The following is a 16,535-nucleotide window of genomic DNA, read 5'->3' as shown; positions in this document are numbered from 1 at the left end:
CTTAGGCTTTCCGCGCGATCGTGCTGGTGCGAGCAATCTTAGATTGCAACTGAATAACACCGTAAATCAAGGCTTCTGCTGTTGGAGGACAACCGGGAACATAAATATCGACTGGCACAATGCGGTCGCAACCGCGCACTACAGAATAGGAGTTATGGTAATAACCACCGCCATTTGCGCAGGATCCCATAGAGATTACCCAACGTGGCTCTGGCATTTGGTCATACACCTTGCGCAAAGCTGGTGCCATCTTATTACAGAGCGTACCTGCCACAATCATCAAGTCAGATTGACGTGGAGAGGGGCGGAAAACGACACCAAAGCGATCTAAGTCATAGCGGGATGCGCCAGCGTGCATCATTTCCACTGCGCAACAGGCCAAACCAAAGGTCATGGGCCATAAAGAGCCGTTGCGAGTCCAGTTAATTAACTGGTCTGCAGTAGTGGTAACAAATCCTTCTTTGAGAACGCCTTCTAATGCCATATCGATCACTCCCAGTCGAGAGCGCCCTTTTTCCAGATATACACAAATCCCACTATGAATTCCAACAGGAAAATCACCATGGAGGCGTAGCCAAACCAGCCGAGATCACGTAACGCAACACCCCAAGGAAAGAGGAATGCGGTTTCAAGATCAAACAAAATAAAGAGAATAGCAATCAGGTAATAACGCACGTCAAACTTCATACGGGCATCTTCGAAGGCTTCAAAACCGCACTCATATGGAGAGAGTTTTTCGGCATCAGGCTTCGAGGGAGCCAAAATTTTTCCGAGGAACATGGGGACTAATCCCACCCCAATACCTACAAGGATAAAAAGCAGAACAGGAAAGTAATTAGCGAGATTCAAAATGGTCCTGAGTCGTTCTTCTGGCGATTCTTCAAAAAAAACAAATTATCAAATAATCCACATCTAAACCTATTGATTTAGAGCAAAACTCTAGCTAAACATCAATTCTTGGTGCCGACGGCGAGACTCGAACTCGCACAGCCTAAGCCACTACCCCCTCAAGATAGCGTGTCTACCAATTTCACCACGTCGGCATCTTGCAAAACCTGTCAATTCTACTGCATTGCACAACTAAACCACCCTAAATATCGGGCAGAAAAATCAGTAAAAACCTACTTTTTTACTTAGGAACTGCTGGTTTGCTTGGATCTTGAGCAGGAGCGGTCGGAGCAGCTGGCGTTACTGCAGGAGCGACGGTTCCAGAGAGAACCCCAGGACTGACTTCCTTCTTGTTACCAAGCCAAGTAATCCCCAAAGTACTGATAAAAAAGACTGCAGCAAAGACGGCTGTTGTATGGGATAAAAAATTGGCCGAACCGCTAGCGCCAAATAAGCTCCCTGAGGAACCAGAGCCAAAAGCAGCGCCCATATCAGCGCCCTTGCCTTGCTGTAATAGCACTAGCAAAATCACAGCCAAAGCTGAAATTACCTGCAACACAATTAATAAAGTCTTAAACCATTCCACAGCTTCTCTCCAAATAAAAAATCTATGCCTGACAGATGGCTAGAAAATCTTGAGGGTCTAGCGCAGCACCCCCCACCAATCCACCATCAATATCGGGCATGGCAAACAATTCAACAGCATTGTCAGGCTTGATGCTGCCACCATACAAAATTCCTACATGTGATGCGACATCCTCATCAAACTCAGCCAATTGCAAACGAATATGACGATGCCTATCTTGAGCAAGCTGCGCACTGGCAACCTTGCCAGTACCAATCGCCCACACTGGTTCATAAGCGATGAGACAATCAGCCAAGCGATCCTGAAGCACTGAGACTTGCTTGGCTATCTGACCACAAACAATCTCTTCAGCTCTGCCAGAATTGCGCTCATCAGCAGTCTCACCAACACAGATCACGGGAGTCATACCGCTATCTAATACTTGAAGTGCCTTTGCTGCAACAATCTCATCCACCTCATGATGCATTTGACGACGCTCAGAGTGGCCAACAATGACATACTGACAGCCAAGCTCTTTGAGCATAGCGGCGCTTGTCTCTCCTGTGTAAGCACCAGAAGTTTGTGCCGAGACATCTTGAGCGCCTAAGCTTAAAAACGCCAAAGAATGTTCTCTAATTAAGTGAGCGCACTGAGCTAAATAAGGAGACGGTGGGCATACAGCAAACTTGCGACCAGCAGGCATGCCGCTTTCCATGCCCCGGGCAACGGTTTTAACCCAATCTTGATTACTTGCAAGACTACCATTCATTTTCCAGTTACCGATGACGATGAGTGGACGCATAAGTTTTATTGAATTAAACCGTGAGAACTATTTTGCCAACATGCTCAGAGGACTCCATCAATCGATGCGCATCTGCCGCTTGATCCAGCGTAAAGGTTTTATAGATTGCCGGCTTTAACTTACCTGCATTAAGTAAAGGCCAAACATGATCATGCAACTGTTTGGTAATGTGTTTTTTGAATGATACTGGGCGTGGACGCAAGGTTGAACCAGTAATCGTCAAACGACGTCGCAGAATTTGATTGGTACTCACTTCCGCTTTCGATCCACCCTGAATTGCAATGATCACAATACGACCATCATCAGCCAAGCAATCGATTTCACGCTGCACATAAGCGCCAGTCACCATATCGAGGATGACATTAACACCTTTACCGTCAGTAGCCTTCTTCACTTCTTCTACAAAGTCTTGTGTCTTGTAGTTAATAGCGAGGTCGGCGCCCAACTTTATGCATGCGGCACACTTTTCATCGGTACCAGCAGTAACAAACACTTTATGTCCCATAGCTTTAGCAAGCAAAATAGCGGTAACGCCTATACCGCTTGAACCGCCTTGGACTAAGAGAGTTTCACCTACTGACAATTCACCGCGCATGAAGACATTACTCCAGACGGTGTAAAAAGTTTCAGGCAATGCTGCCGCTTCTTGATCTGTAAATCCGGCTGGATAAGGTAAACACTGGGCAATCGGTGCAATACAAAGGTCTGCATAACCACCGCCTTGAACTAAGGCGCAAACCTTATCACCTACCTTGAGGCCGAAAGCATTATCTGCGTGAACTAAATCACCACCAATAATTTCACCAGCAACTTCAAGACCAGGAATATCGGATGCACCAGCAGGAACTGGGTAATGACCCTTACGCTGTAAAACGTCAGGGCGATTAATTCCTGCTGCGAGGACCTTAATCAAAACCTCGCCAGTTCCAGCAGTCGGAACCGCTGGGTCTGGACGAGTACTAGGCACCAGCATTTCTGGCGCACCAAATTCTTTGATCTCAATTACGCGCATTGAAAACTCCGTCTGAAATTAACTTAAGCAGTTTCGTCAGTTGGAGCGGCTTCAGTTGCAGCACCAGCCAAAGGAGCAATCGAACCACCTTCATCAGCCATTGCAGCCTTGAGAGATAGGCGCAAACGACCGCGCTCATCAGCGGCTAATAACTTCACGCGAACCACTTGGCCTTCTGCTAAGTAATCTTTAACTTCTTTTACACGCTCATTGGAGATTTCAGAGATATGTAAGAGTCCGTCTTTACCAGGAAGAATGTTGACCAAAGCACCGAACTCAAGCAACTTCACTACTGGACCTTCATAGATCTTGCCAACTTCAGCTTCAGCAGTGATACCTTCGATACGGGCTTTCGCTTCAGCCATGCCTTCAGCACTAGTGGAAGCAATCGTGACTGTTCCGTCATCTTTGATATCGATGCTGCAACCAGTTTCTTTAGTCAAAGCCTGAATCGTTGCGCCACCCTTTCCAATCACTTCACGAATCTTGTCTGGATGAATCTTGAATGACACCATGCGTGGAGCATGAGCAGACAATTCTGTGCGAACTGAACCCATGGCTTCTTGCATTTTGCTCAAGATGTGCAAACGACCCTCTTTCGCTTGTGCCAAAGCAACTTGCATAATTTCTTTCGTAATACCCTGAACCTTAATATCCATCTGGAGCGCAGTAATACCGTTTGCAGTACCTGCTACCTTGAAGTCCATATCGCCTAAGTGATCTTCGTCACCCAAGATATCGGTCAACACGGCAAAACGATTGCCATCCAAAATCAAGCCCATTGCTACACCAGCAACATGAGCTTTTACTGGAACACCAGCGTCCATCATTGCCAAACAGCCACCGCAGACGGAAGCCATAGATGAAGAACCATTGGACTCTGTGATTTCTGAAACAACACGGATGCTGTATGCAAAATCCTCTGGGCTAGGTAATACTGGTATCAATGCACGCTTAGCCAAACGACCGTGACCAATTTCACGACGCTTTGGGCTACCTACACGACCAGTTTCGCCAGTAGCAAACGGAGGCATGTTGTAGTGGAACATGAAACGATCGCGGTATTCACCTTCGAGCGCATCAATGATTTGCTCATCACGTGCAGTACCTAAGGTGGCGATAACCAAAGCCTGTGTTTCACCACGCGTAAACAATGCAGAACCGTGGGTACGCGGCAATACGCCGTTACGAATTTCAATCGGACGCACAGTACGTGTATCGCGACCATCAATACGTGGCTCGCCGTTCAAAATCTGGCTACGGACAATCTTGGCTTCGATTTCAAACATGATGTCGCTAACAGCAACGGCATCAACATCACCTTCTTCAGATAACTTCGTCAAAACTTCTTTAGAAATCTCTTTGAGCTTGTCTGAACGAGCACCCTTTTGACGAATCTGATAGGCCTCGCGCAATGGGGCTTCAGCCAAGGCAGTGACCTTAGCAATAAATGGCTCATCTTTAGGGGCGGCAGTCCAATCCCATTCTGGCTTGCCAGCTTCACGTACCAAATCATTGATAGCGTTAATCGCGGTTTGCATTTGGTCATGGCCATAAACCACTGCACCTAACATCACATCTTCAGATAATTGGTTTGCTTCAGATTCCACCATCAATACAGCTGCTTGAGTACCAGCAACAATCAAATCAAGTTCGCTGGTAGCTTGCTCTGTACGAGTTGGGTTCAAAAGGTATTGACCGTTAGCGTAACCAACACGTGCTGCGCCAACTGGGCCAGCAAATGGAATGCCTGAAACGGCTAAGGCTGCAGAAGCAGCAATCAAAGCAGGAATATCAGCAGGAATGTCTGGGTTGATAGACAACACATGCACTACAACCTGAACTTCATTCAAAAAACCCTCAGGAAATAGTGGACGCAGTGGACGATCGATCAAGCGGGAAATCAATGTCTCACCTTCAGATGGACGACCTTCGCGACGAAAGAAGCCCCCAGGGATCTTACCTGCTGCGTAAGTTTTTTCTAGATAATCCACTGTCAATGGGAAAAAGGATTGGCCTGGCTTTGCAGACTTTGAAGCAACTACCGTACCCATAACTACAGTGTCATCGACGTTGACGATTACGGCACCACCAGATTGGCGAGCAATCTCACCAGTTTCCATCGTTACTTGATGATTGCCCCATTGAAAACTTTTTACTGCTTTTTTAAACATTGTCATTCTGATCTTCTCCAAATTGTTCACGCAACACTCACATGAGCATTACGCTTGTCGTGGGATAAAGCAGTGTCACGACAACACTGGAGCGATTTCGGATCACAAGGGATGCCATTCCAGGGAGACTCTGATCACATTCAGAAACTCATTGGAATGACACGATCCCCTACACAAATAATCTAAAAGCGCTCAAAAAACATGCCACCTTCTTAAGACTGATTCTGGAAAGAAACAACCCTAAGTGAGATGGCATTGCAATACTGATAAGAGTTACTTACGGAGACCTAATTTGTCGATCAATGCGCGATAGCGATCCAAATCTTTGCCTTTGAGGTAATCTAGGAGGCGACGGCGACGTGAAACCATCTTCAACAAACCGCGACGGCTGTGATGATCTTTAGCGTTAGCCTTGAAATGGGGGGTTAATTCATTGATGCGGGCTGTAAGCAATGAAACTTGCACTTCAGGGCTACCCGTATCGTTTGCGCTACGCGCGTTTTCTTTGACGATTTCCGCCGTTTTAATATCAGCAACTGCCATTTTTAATACTCCTTACTTGCGAACACTTGAGCTTTCACCCAATTTGTGTCGTGCGTTATTAACAAAATAAAACAAAAAAGCTTTACAAATCAAAGCCCTCGAATTGTAACAGATAGCCTCTTTTTTGAGGAAGGATTGCGACCCTGGACCGTTTGGAAGCAAATTTATTGCTTACAGGGTTAATAAGCATTTTTAAAAATGCGTGATAAATTACTTAGAAATCAGCAATTTAGACCCTAAAGCAGCATTTTGAACCCCTTATCTAGCCATTTATGCCAAAAATCATGAAAAAGACCCTCATCATCAGTCCTCTTTTAGCCTTTTTATTGCTGCCATCACTCTCATACGCCTCCTTTTTGCCACCAGAAATGATTGATGGATTTGCCAATATCGTCTCTTGGGTAGTGCTCATCATTCTGCCCGTCGGCTTTATTGCTGGCTTTTGGTATGTCCATATCCTGCCCGATACCATTGCTAAGCGCAGAGAGCACCCCCAGCGAGATGCGATTCATGCCCTGTGTCTGCTGTCCTTCTTTTTTGGAGGTCTCCTCTGGCCATTTGCTTACCTTTGGGCGTACACCCGCCCCACGATGTACAAGCTTGCCTATGGGACAGATAAATACATGCCCATAGATAAAGAGCATCAGGAAGACCAGAATACTGAGGTGAAATAAACATGGAAGCACTGATTCTTGGCATCTATGCCGGCATTGTTTGGTTAATCTTTTTTAAATACAAATTACTCCCCTGGAATACGGTAGCAAAAGTAATCGTTTTTACGATTCCCGTTGTGGGGATGATTACGTTGATCTTGCTACTGAATATCTTTTCACCCTCCTCTAGCAATGTAGTCGTTGTCAGAAATTCTGTTGGCATTGTGAGTCAAGTAAAAGGTCGTGTCACTGAAGTGCCTGTAACAGTTAATCAACGCGTCAAAAAAGGAGATGTCCTGTTCAAGATCGACCCCACTCAATATCAAGCTTCAGTGAATGCGCTCAAAGCCAAACTGAAACTAGCGAAGTTGCGCGTAAAAGAAAATGAAGCGCTTGTGAAGAGCGGTTCGGGTAACCGCTTTGATTTAGAAAAAGCCCAAGCGGATTTAGCAGAACTTAGCGAACAAACCATTCATTCTGAATATGATCTAGAGCAAACCGTTGTTCGAGCACCAAGTGATGGTACTGTCGTCAACGTGCAGTTGCGCCCTGGAGCTTTTGTCGCAGCCTTTCCGATAGCTTCAGTCATGACTTTCATGGAAGACACACCGCAAATCTATGCCTTGTTTAATCAAAATGAGTTACATCAAATTGAAGTTGGTAATGAGGCTGAGTTTTACATTCCTAGTTTTCCGGGCAAGATCCTCAAGGCAAAGGTTGAGTCCATCATCCTAGCTGAAGGTCAAGGTCAAATTGGTGTGAGCGGCAATCTACCTACTACAGGCTTGAGAGAAATTCCGGTCAATCGATTTGCCGTGAAGTTACTAATGGATGATCGACATGCAAAGTTATTGCTTCCTGCTGGGGCCGTTGGAGATGGTGCGGTCTACACCGATCATCTTGCGTTCTTACACATCATTCGTAAGGTGATGTTACGGATTAGCACTAAGCTCAATTACATCATTCCAAAACTACATTAAAAATAGAGATGTGTAAATTTTATATGCACTCGTTTCATAAAGTTTCACTCTATTTGCTAGGGGTAATAGCATTGAGTGCTTGCACCATTAGCCCACTTAAGAGCAACCAGGAACTGGTTGATCAATCCATTCCTAATGCTAGCGTTCCCAGGCAATTTCAGGCTAATCAAGCTAGCAAGCAAGATGCTGTAACAGTAGATGACGCATGGCTCAAACAATTTAATGATCCTGAATTAAATGCCTTAGTGGCCGAGGCATTACAGAACAATCCCAGCATTCGTATCATCGCAGCACGCAGAACTCAGTCTGAGGCCCTCATGAGTGCTGCTGGCGGATCACAGTACCCCGGTATTAATGCCATCGGCAATAGCGGTAGCAAAGTAGGCTCTAGTGGAACTGGTCTAACTGGTTTTTACATCGGCGCCAACTGGGAACTGGATCTATGGGGTCGCGTACGCACATCCGTTGCAGGCGCAGAACAAAATTCTAAGGCTATAAATGCCGATCAAGATGCTGCCCGCCTGTCTTTGATTGCGACCTTAGCTAAATCAGTGTGGCTTGCGCGCAGCCTACAAGAACAAGCACAGTTAGCCAAAGAGAATGCTGACGCATCTCAAAAAATATCCGACTTGACACAATTTCGAGAAAAAATTGGTGCATCTTCTTTTAATGATGTGGCAAGTACCAAAATTAATGCGGCTCAAGCACAGGAGCTGGCACTCAATAGCGCCTTAGCCCGCGACCAAGCACTGCGCGCTGTAGAGACTCTGGTGGGACGCTATCCAAAGGCTGAGCCCTTGAAATCGACTGCATTACCAGCGCTTCCAAAACCGGTTGAGCCAGGACTACCAGCAGATTTATTAGAGCGCAGACCGGATCTGATTGCCGCTGAAGCACGTGTTAATAGCGCCTTCTATCTGGCCGATGAAAAACGACTCGCACGGCTTCCTAAAATTAGTTTGACTGCGGGTTATGGGTACATCAATAGCCAAATCTTTACTCTGGTGAATGGTGCCAGCTCCAGTTTTGGCGTTGGCGCCAATGTAGCGCTCCCTCTGTTCCAAGGTGGCGCAATTGAAGCCCAAATTGCTTATCAAAATGCTGAAGCGCAAGCAGCTTTAGCCAATTACGGCAAAGTCGTTCTTGCAGCCTTTAATGATGTAGAGAATGCGCTCAATGGCGAGGCAACCTGGCGTGAGCGTAGTTCGCAATTACAAACTCAATTGATGCAACAAAAACAAGTCATGAAAAACACTGAATCTGAATTTCAGATTGGCAGAGTTGATCAACGCCAAATTCAGCAACAACGCATTAAAACCAATACTACAGATATTAGCTGGCGCCAAGGCCAAGTAGATGCCCTAGCCCAACGAATTAATCTCTACCTAGCCCTAGGTGGCTCGGCTGATTAATGCTCATCTTTATTAACCAATACATCACTATGAATAAATTACTTTCCTTTCTTGTATGCGGTGTCATACTTTTATTACCGATACATTCTTATGCTCAATTTTCTTCTATTTTTGGGCCCAGCAAAACAGTAGCTCAGCAAAAGCAAGAGATTCTAAAGAAGAATGAAGAGATCTTGAGTGATCTTTACCGGGCGCAGCCAAAAGCAAAAAATCTCATCGAGCAATCGAGTGGTTATGCTACGTTTAGTAACTTTGGTATGAAGATATTGATTGCTGGCGGCGGAACAGGAACTGGTGTTGTTATTAATAAGGCATCCAAGAAAACGATTTACATGGATATGGCTGAAGTTCAAGCAGGAATTGGTCTTGGTATTAAGTCATTTCAAAATATTTTTATCTTCCAGACTGAAGCAGCACTCAATGACTTTGTGAATTCAGGCTGGACTTTTGGAGGTCAAGTTACTGCCGCGGCCAAATACGACAAGGATGGTGGAGCCTATCAAGACGCCACCGTCGTTGCTCCTGGCGTCTTGATGTACCAACTAACAGACTCAGGTATTGCTGCAGAAATCACGGGCAAAGGCACTAAGTACTATAAAAATACCGACTTGAATAAATAAGCTTAAAAGATGATGTCGAGTTCAGGGTGTCATCTGCGCATTGAGCTTCACTTGGCTAGGATCATGAAGTTTATTTAATGCAGATAAATAGGCTTTAGCAGAAGCAGCGATGATGTCGGGATCAGTGCCCACACCATTCACAATTCGACCACCTTTTGCCAAACGCACTGTGACTTCACCCTGAGATTGAGTGCCCGAAGTAATAGCATTGACTGAGTAGAGTAATTGTTCAGCGCCACTCTTGGCCATCTCTTCAATAGCATTTAAGCTGGCATCTACTGGACCATTACCTTCGGCCTCAGCACTCACCTCCTTATCACCCATGCGGAAGGTCACACGGGATTTAGGGCGCTCTCCAGTTTCAGAATGTTGACTCAAGGAGAGGAAGTGGTAATGCTCGCCCTCTTCAGCAGCTGCTGAATCTGACATGATTGCAATGATGTCCTCATCAAATATTTCTGCTTTTTGATCCGCCAAGGCTTTGAATCGTGCAAAAGCTTCGTTCACATCAGCCTCTGCTTCGACAGTGATGCCTAATTCATACAAGCGTTGTTTAAATGCATTGCGGCCAGATAATTTACCCAACACAATTTTATTGGTTGACCAGCCCACATCTTCTGCGCGCATGATTTCATAGGTCTCGCGATTTTTCAAAATACCATCCTGATGAATACCAGAGGCATGGGCAAAGGCATTTGCTCCAACAACGGCTTTATTGGGCTGAACTACAAAGCCAGTAATTTGAGAAACCAATTTAGAGGCTGGCACAATTTGCGTCGCATCGATACCGCAAACCATATCAAAGTAATCTTTACGGGTACGTAAAGACATCACGATTTCTTCTAAAGCAGTATTGCCAGCTCGCTCACCCAAGCCGTTGATAGTGCACTCAATTTGACGCGCTCCACCGATCTTCACGCCAGCCAAAGAATTCGCAACAGCCATACCTAAGTCATTATGACAATGCACTGACCAAACAGCTTTATCAGAGTTGGGCACGCGGGTACGCAAGGTCTTAATGAACTCACCATATAACTCAGGGGTTGCATAACCGACAGTATCTGGAATATTGATCGTAGAGGCACCCTCATTAATCACCGCTTCGACTACTCTGCATAAGAAGTCCATCTCTGAGCGATAGCCATCTTCTGCTGAGAATTCAATATCAGCAGCCAAGTTTCTCGCAAAGCGAATGGAGCGTTTTGCTTGCTCCAATACTTCTTCTGGAGACATGCGCAACTTCACAGCCATGTGCAATGGGCTAGTAGCCAAGAAAGCATGAATACGTTTCGCATTCGCAGCCTTTAAAGCATCTGAGGCGCGTGTGATGTCCTTATCGTTTGCTCTCGCCAAGGAACATACAATCGAATCCTTAATGGCAGCGGCAACAGCAGAGATGGCTTGGAAGTCGCCCTCAGAGCTCGCGGCGAATCCTGCTTCAATCACATCAACCTTGAGACGCTCAAGCTGACGAGCAATACGAACCTTCTCGTCTTTAGTCATCGATGCGCCAGGGGATTGTTCGCCATCACGTAAGGTGGTGTCAAAAATGATTACTTTGTCGCTCATCACTACTCTCCGGTTTGGATTTAACTAATTTTTAAAAAATTCTGTATTGCAGTCTCAAAAACAAAAACCCCAGCAATTTGCTGGGGCTGGTATTGGTGGTTAATGAATTTTTTCTATCTCATCAACTCAGGCCTTACCCGCCCCAAGCTTAAGGCTCAGTGCTAGCAGTAAAAGGCTGGTTAAAGGTGAGAATTTCATCAACATGGAATTAATATACCCCAAAAATAGGGAATTAGCTAAAACGCTTGCCGCTAAGACGTTCCCAGGCCCAAATGACATATCCCGAGATGGAATACACCACAAATAAACCAAATAGGGTCAAAGGTGGGTTGGAAGAGATCAATACGAAGGTCAAGATCATCAGAACCATGACGCCAAAGGGCACGCGATAGCGCACATCTAAAGCCTTACCGCTATAGAAGCGGGCATTAGAGACCATGGTTAAGCCTGCATACACCGCGATCAAAAAGGTAATCCAAGGAATTGCAGTGTCGCGTACCGGAATCTTGTTATCGTCAGCGAGCCAAATAAAGCCAGCAATCAGAGAACCGGCCGCAGGACTTGGTAAGCCTTGAAAAAACTTCTTATCAACTACTGCAGTGTTGACATTGAAACGGGCCAAACGCAAGGCAGCGCCTGCACAATAGGTAAACGCTGCTAACCAACCCCACTTACCTAAATCTTTCAGAGCCCACTCATATGCAACCAAGGCAGGCGCAACACCGAAGGACACCATATCTGCGAGGGAATCATATTGTTCACCGAATGCACTTTGGGTATTGGTCATTCGCGCTACGCGTCCATCCATACCGTCCAATACTAGGGAAGCAAAAATGGCGATCGCAGCAACCTGAAACTGATCGTTCATCGCATTCACAATTGCGAAGAAACCACTGAATAAAGCCGCCGTAGTGAAGGCATTCGGCAATAAATAGATGCCCTTGCCGCGAGGGCGAGGCTTTTCGTGTAATTCCTCTACTTCGTAATCAACCCCATCACCTAAAGTGTCAACCCACTCTTCTGGAGTGGAATCTGTACGTTTATTGGAGAGGCGACTACGATCAATGCGACCACGACGGCGAAATGTACTCAAAGAATATCCTGGTAAAAGATGCGAATCAATCTAAGCCTGGCACTCGTGCCAAAGCAGTGTTGGTTGCAAAGACTTTATCACCAACAGACACCAAAGGTTCTGCCGTTAAGGGTAAATACACGTCTACACGAGATCCAAAACGGATAAAGCCATAACGCTCACCTGCTTTTAAGCGATCGCCCACATGGATGTAGCAAAGAATACGGCGCGCAATGAGGCCAGCAACCTGAACCAATGTAATCGTTTGACCATTGGCATCAATCACAACTGCATTACGCTCATTCTCCGTAGAGGCCTTATCTAAATCTGCATTGACAAATTTGCCTGGGAAATATTGAATTTCTTTTACTGTGCCACTGACAGCGCTGCGGTTCGAGTGAACATTAAACACATTCATGAAGACACTGATTTTGAGGGCTTCGCGACCAGCATAAGGATCGTTTGCAGTTTCAACCACAACGATACGCCCATCAGCTGGAGATAAAACGAGATCGCGCCCTAAAGCAGGAATACGCTGCGGGTCACGAAAAAACTGCAGAACAAAAACAAAAATGATCCATAAAGGCCAGGACCATGCAATGCCACCAAAGTGGTGGACTAACAAAGTCACTATCCCCACTAGCGCCAAATAGGGCCAACCTTCTTTTGCAATAATGGGGTGTGGATACATCATCTTTGTTCTGAGCCTTTTAGGTTACCGCTATAAATGAAATGCTTAGCGCTTTATTAGTTTTTAGTTTGATCAACTAATTTGTTCTTTGCAATCCAAGGCATCATGGCACGCAGTTTTGCACCAACCACTTCTATCTCATGCTCTGCATTCAAACGACGACGTGAGATTAATGTTGGAGCACCCGCCTTGTTTTCAAGGATGAAGCTCTTTGCATATTCACCAGTCTGAATATCTTTCAAGCACTGACGCATGGCATTCTTCGTATCTTCAGTCACAACGCGTGGACCAGTAACGTACTCACCATACTCAGCATTGTTAGAGATGGAGTAGTTCATATTGGCGATGCCACCCTCGTAGATTAAGTCCACAATCAACTTGAGCTCATGTAAGCACTCAAAGTAAGCCATCTCAGGTGCATAGCCAGCTTCAACTAAAGTTTCATATCCTGCCTTGATCAACTCCACGGCGCCGCCACAGAGAACAGCTTGCTCACCAAACAAGTCGGTTTCTGTTTCTTCACGGAAATTAGTTTCAATGATGCCGGCACGACCACCACCGTTTGCAGTTGCATAGGACAAAGCAACATCGCGAGCAGAACCAGATTTATCTTGATAAACAGCGATCAAATGGGGAACACCACCGCCTTGTGAATAGGTGCCACGTACTGTATGACCCGGGGCTTTAGGAGCAATCATGATCACATCCAAGTCAGCGCGTGGCTGAACTTGACCGTAGTGCACGTTAAAGCCGTGTGCAAAAGCAAGAGCAGCGCCCTGCTTAATATTGCCGTGCACCTCTTTGCTGTAAACATCAGCAATTTGCTCATCAGGCAACAACATCATTACTACATCAGCATCTTTTACAGCATCGGCAACTTCTTTAACAGTCAAACCTGCGTTTGCAGCTTTGCTCCATGAGGCACCGTTCTTACGCAAACCAACAGTCACGTTCACACCAGAGTCTTTGAGATTCAATGCATGTGCGTGGCCCTGTGAACCGTAGCCAATGATGGTGACTTTTTTGCCCTTAATGAGGGACAAATCTGCGTCTTTATCGTAAAAAACTTTCATGCTCTTTCCTTGTGTTGAAAATATCGTTATTAGATTAATAAATCAGTTAAAAAAATTAAACCTTCAAGATGCGCTCACCGCGACCAATTCCGGATCCGCCAGAGCGAACTGTTTCCAAAATTGAAACACGATCGATCGAGTCAATAAATGCATCCAACTTAGCACTATCACCAGTGAGCTCAATGGTGTAGCTCTTATCGGTGACATCAATGATGCGTCCCCGGAAGATGTCAGTAGTGCGCTTAAGCTCTTCGCGCTCTTTACCAACTGCGCGAACTTTAATCATCATAAGTTCACGCTCAATATGAGGGCCTTCGCTTAAATCAAACACCTTCACTACCTCAACCAAACGGTTTAAGTGTTTGGTGATTTGCTCAATGACATCATCAGAACCAAAGGTCACAATCGTCATGCGTGAAAGCGATGGATCTTCTGTTGGCGCAACACTTAAGGAGTCAATGTTGTAACCACGCGCAGAAAACAAACCTACAACCCGTGACAATGCACCCGGCTCATTCTCAATCAAGATAGAAATAATGTGGCGCATTAGAGTTCCTCACTACCCAAGAGCATTTCAGTAATACCCTTGCCCGCCTGAACCATTGGCCAAACGTTTTCTTCTGGGTCAGTCTGGAAATCCATAAACACAGTGCGATCCTTTAAACGAATGGCTTCTTTTAGCGCGCCCTCAACATCAGATTTCTTCTCAATCCGCATACCAATGTGACCATAAGCCTCAGCCAATTTCACAAAGTCAGGCAAAGAATCCATATATGAGCTCGAATAGCGCTTGTTATAGGTAAGCTCTTGCCACTGACGCACCATACCTAAATAACGATTGTTCAAGGACACTATCTTCACTGGCGTGTTGTATTGCTTGCAGGTTGAAAGCTCCTGAATACACATCTGAATGGAACCCTCGCCAGTAATAGCAAAGACATCCTTCTCAGGAAATGCCTTCTTGATGCCCATGGCATAAGGCAAGCCTACACCCATAGTGCCTAATCCACCTGAGTTAATCCAACGACGTGGCTGATCAAACTTATAAAACTGAGCGGCCCACATTTGATGCTGACCAACGTCAGAGGTAATGAACGCATCCCCACCAGTGAGCTCCCAAAGTTTTTGAACTACATACTGAGGTTTCACAATTTGTGAGGCTTCGTCGTACTTCAAGCAGTCTTTTTTGCGCCATTCGTTAATTTGATCCCACCAAGCAGCAACTTTGTCGCCGTTCTTGCGTGGACCAGAAACTTTTAATTGCGCAGTCATCTCTACTAATACTTCTTTGAGATTGCCAACAATCGGCACATCCACTTTTACGCGCTTAGAAATGACGGAAGGATCGATATCGATATGAATAATTTTGCGTGGGTGACTGGCAAAGTGTTGCGTGTTACCAATCACGCGGTCGTCAAATCGCGCACCAATCGCAATCAACACATCGCTGTGTTGCATCGCCATATTGGCTTCGTAAGTTCCATGCATACCGAGCATGCCAACAAATTGTGGGCTAGTACCAGGAAAGCCGCCAAGGCCCATCAAGGTATTGGTTACGGGGTAGCCTAATAAGTCAGCAAACTCTTTCAGTTCAGGGGCTGCATCAGCCAAAATGATGCCGCCACCGGTATAGATGTAAGGGCGCTCGGCTTCTTGCAAGAGTGCAATTGCTTTGCGGATTTGTCCGCTATGCCCTTTGACCACAGGGTTGTAAGAACGCATCTCCAAAGTTTCTGGATAGGTAAAGGAGCCTTTGGCTGCAGATACATCCTTAGGAATATCGATCAAGACAGGACCTGGGCGACCCGTTTGTGCAATGTGAAATGCCTTCTTTAATACGAGCGGCAAATCTTTTACATCCTTCACGAGGAAGTTATGTTTAACGATTGGACGAGTAATGCCAACCGTATCCGCCTCTTGGAAAGCGTCTTCACCAATGGCGTAAGTTGGCACGTTACCGCTGATGATGACCATCGGGATCGAATCAGTGTACGCAGTTGCGATACCTGTCACCGCATTCGTCACACCTGGACCGGAAGTGACTAAGGCAACACCAACCTTACCGGTTGCGCGAGCATAGCCATCGGCTGCATGAATAGCTGCTTGTTCATGACGAACCAAGATGTGCTCAAACTTATCTTGTTTAAAAATTTCATCGTAGATGAAGAGAACGGAACCGCCTGGGTACCCCCAAACATATTCAACGCCCTCTTTGTGCAGTGCTTGCACGAGCATTTCAGCACCAATCATTTCTGGAGGCGCTACTACGGGATTTGTATTGATTGAGTCTTTATTAGCTTTCGTAGCTAAAAATTCGGCGCTGCTTGTATTCATTTTCTTTCGTCCTTTGCAATTTTCGGCAAAAAATTGTTTGGTCTGTTCTGTCTCCTGCTTATGGCCTGAGTTCGAACGGCGCTGCTACCGGAATAACCACTTCTTGAATGAGAATCTAGGTAGTAAGCCCTATATTCTATAGCAATC

Annotated in this window: 17 protein-coding genes and 1 tRNA gene; 4 read left to right on the top strand and 14 right to left on the bottom strand. The window is 45.8% G+C overall.

Features of this window, described 5'->3' with window-relative positions:
• Nucleotide 1: 1 nt before the first annotated feature.
• The 8 genes from C2756_RS04680 to rpsO all read right to left on the bottom strand — a co-directional run bounded on the left by C2756_RS04680 (nt 2) and on the right by rpsO (nt 5,984).
• Nucleotides 2-484: an NADH-quinone oxidoreductase subunit B family protein gene (locus C2756_RS04680; protein ID WP_215296970.1), complete on the bottom strand. Its 483-nt coding sequence runs from the start codon at nt 482-484 to the stop codon at nt 2-4.
• 5 nt (nt 485-489) lie between these two features.
• Nucleotides 490-849 (bottom strand): NADH-quinone oxidoreductase subunit A, encoded by a 360-nt coding sequence (locus C2756_RS04675; RefSeq protein WP_068948474.1) that lies wholly within the window; start codon nt 847-849, stop codon nt 490-492.
• A gap of 109 nt (nt 850-958) precedes the next feature.
• A tRNA-Leu gene (locus C2756_RS04670) sits at nt 959-1,043 on the bottom strand.
• Nucleotides 1,044-1,129: 86 nt separating this feature from the next.
• Nucleotides 1,130-1,474: a preprotein translocase subunit SecG gene (gene secG / locus C2756_RS04665; RefSeq protein WP_215320411.1), complete on the bottom strand. Its 345-nt coding sequence runs from the start codon at nt 1,472-1,474 to the stop codon at nt 1,130-1,132.
• A 22-nt stretch (nt 1,475-1,496) separates the two neighbouring features.
• A complete protein-coding gene (gene tpiA / locus C2756_RS04660; protein ID WP_215320409.1) occupies nt 1,497-2,255 on the bottom strand; it encodes a triose-phosphate isomerase in 759 nt (252 codons plus the stop codon).
• A 13-nt stretch (nt 2,256-2,268) separates the two neighbouring features.
• Nucleotides 2,269-3,267 carry an NAD(P)H-quinone oxidoreductase gene (locus tag C2756_RS04655; RefSeq protein ID WP_215320407.1) on the bottom strand — a complete coding sequence of 333 codons (999 nt, stop codon included), beginning with the start codon at nt 3,265-3,267 and terminating at the stop codon, nt 2,269-2,271.
• A 23-nt stretch (nt 3,268-3,290) separates the two neighbouring features.
• The gene (gene pnp / locus C2756_RS04650) at nt 3,291-5,447 is read right to left on the bottom strand and encodes a polyribonucleotide nucleotidyltransferase (protein WP_215320405.1); all 2,157 of its coding nucleotides are present in this window, start codon (nt 5,445-5,447) and stop codon (nt 3,291-3,293) included.
• 267 nt (nt 5,448-5,714) lie between these two features.
• Nucleotides 5,715-5,984, bottom strand: a complete 270-nt coding sequence (gene rpsO, locus C2756_RS04645; protein WP_068948469.1) for a 30S ribosomal protein S15 — start codon at nt 5,982-5,984, stop codon at nt 5,715-5,717.
• A 284-nt stretch (nt 5,985-6,268) separates the two neighbouring features.
• Between rpsO and C2756_RS04640 the strand changes: the two genes are divergently transcribed.
• From C2756_RS04640 to C2756_RS04625, 4 genes are all read left to right on the top strand, one after another.
• Entirely contained in the window at nt 6,269-6,658 is a 390-nt protein-coding gene (locus tag C2756_RS04640; protein ID WP_215320404.1) for a DUF3302 domain-containing protein, read from the top strand.
• A 2-nt stretch (nt 6,659-6,660) separates the two neighbouring features.
• Nucleotides 6,661-7,617 carry an HlyD family secretion protein gene (locus C2756_RS04635; protein ID WP_215320402.1) on the top strand — a complete coding sequence of 319 codons (957 nt, stop codon included), beginning with the start codon at nt 6,661-6,663 and terminating at the stop codon, nt 7,615-7,617.
• 71 nt (nt 7,618-7,688) lie between these two features.
• Entirely contained in the window at nt 7,689-9,029 is a 1,341-nt protein-coding gene (locus C2756_RS04630) for an efflux transporter outer membrane subunit (RefSeq protein WP_215320400.1), read from the top strand.
• Between the two features lie 29 nt (nt 9,030-9,058).
• Nucleotides 9,059-9,649: a YSC84-related protein gene (locus C2756_RS04625; protein WP_215320398.1), complete on the top strand. Its 591-nt coding sequence runs from the start codon at nt 9,059-9,061 to the stop codon at nt 9,647-9,649.
• 21 nt (nt 9,650-9,670) lie between these two features.
• Here C2756_RS04625 and C2756_RS04620 read toward each other — a convergent pair whose 3' ends face one another.
• The 6 genes from C2756_RS04620 to C2756_RS04595 all read right to left on the bottom strand — a co-directional run bounded on the left by C2756_RS04620 (nt 9,671) and on the right by C2756_RS04595 (nt 16,388).
• Nucleotides 9,671-11,218 (bottom strand): 2-isopropylmalate synthase, encoded by a 1,548-nt coding sequence (locus tag C2756_RS04620; protein ID WP_215320396.1) that lies wholly within the window; start codon nt 11,216-11,218, stop codon nt 9,671-9,673.
• A 232-nt stretch (nt 11,219-11,450) separates the two neighbouring features.
• On the bottom strand, nt 11,451-12,311 hold the full coding sequence (gene pssA, locus C2756_RS04615) for a CDP-diacylglycerol--serine O-phosphatidyltransferase (protein WP_215320394.1): 861 nt from the start codon (nt 12,309-12,311) through the stop codon (nt 11,451-11,453).
• Between the two features lie 25 nt (nt 12,312-12,336).
• Complete coding sequence (locus tag C2756_RS04610; RefSeq protein ID WP_215296948.1) at nt 12,337-12,984, bottom strand: phosphatidylserine decarboxylase; 648 nt, start codon at nt 12,982-12,984, stop codon at nt 12,337-12,339.
• 53 nt (nt 12,985-13,037) lie between these two features.
• Nucleotides 13,038-14,054, bottom strand: a complete 1,017-nt coding sequence (gene ilvC / locus C2756_RS04605; protein ID WP_215296947.1) for a ketol-acid reductoisomerase — start codon at nt 14,052-14,054, stop codon at nt 13,038-13,040.
• A 55-nt stretch (nt 14,055-14,109) separates the two neighbouring features.
• On the bottom strand, nt 14,110-14,601 hold the full coding sequence (ilvN, locus tag C2756_RS04600; RefSeq protein WP_215296945.1) for an acetolactate synthase small subunit: 492 nt from the start codon (nt 14,599-14,601) through the stop codon (nt 14,110-14,112).
• Complete coding sequence (locus C2756_RS04595; RefSeq protein WP_215320392.1) at nt 14,601-16,388, bottom strand: acetolactate synthase 3 catalytic subunit; 1,788 nt, start codon at nt 16,386-16,388, stop codon at nt 14,601-14,603. The genes ilvN and C2756_RS04595 overlap by 1 nt, the downstream gene beginning before the upstream one ends.
• Nucleotides 16,389-16,535 lie beyond the last annotated feature (147 nt).

Source organism: Polynucleobacter sp. UB-Siik-W21, from assembly GCF_018687415.1.
In the GTDB taxonomy this organism is placed as follows: Bacteria; Pseudomonadota; Gammaproteobacteria; order Burkholderiales; family Burkholderiaceae; genus Polynucleobacter.
The sequence above is the reverse complement of the archived record's forward strand: the minus strand, read 5'-3'. Positions and strand labels throughout refer to the sequence as shown.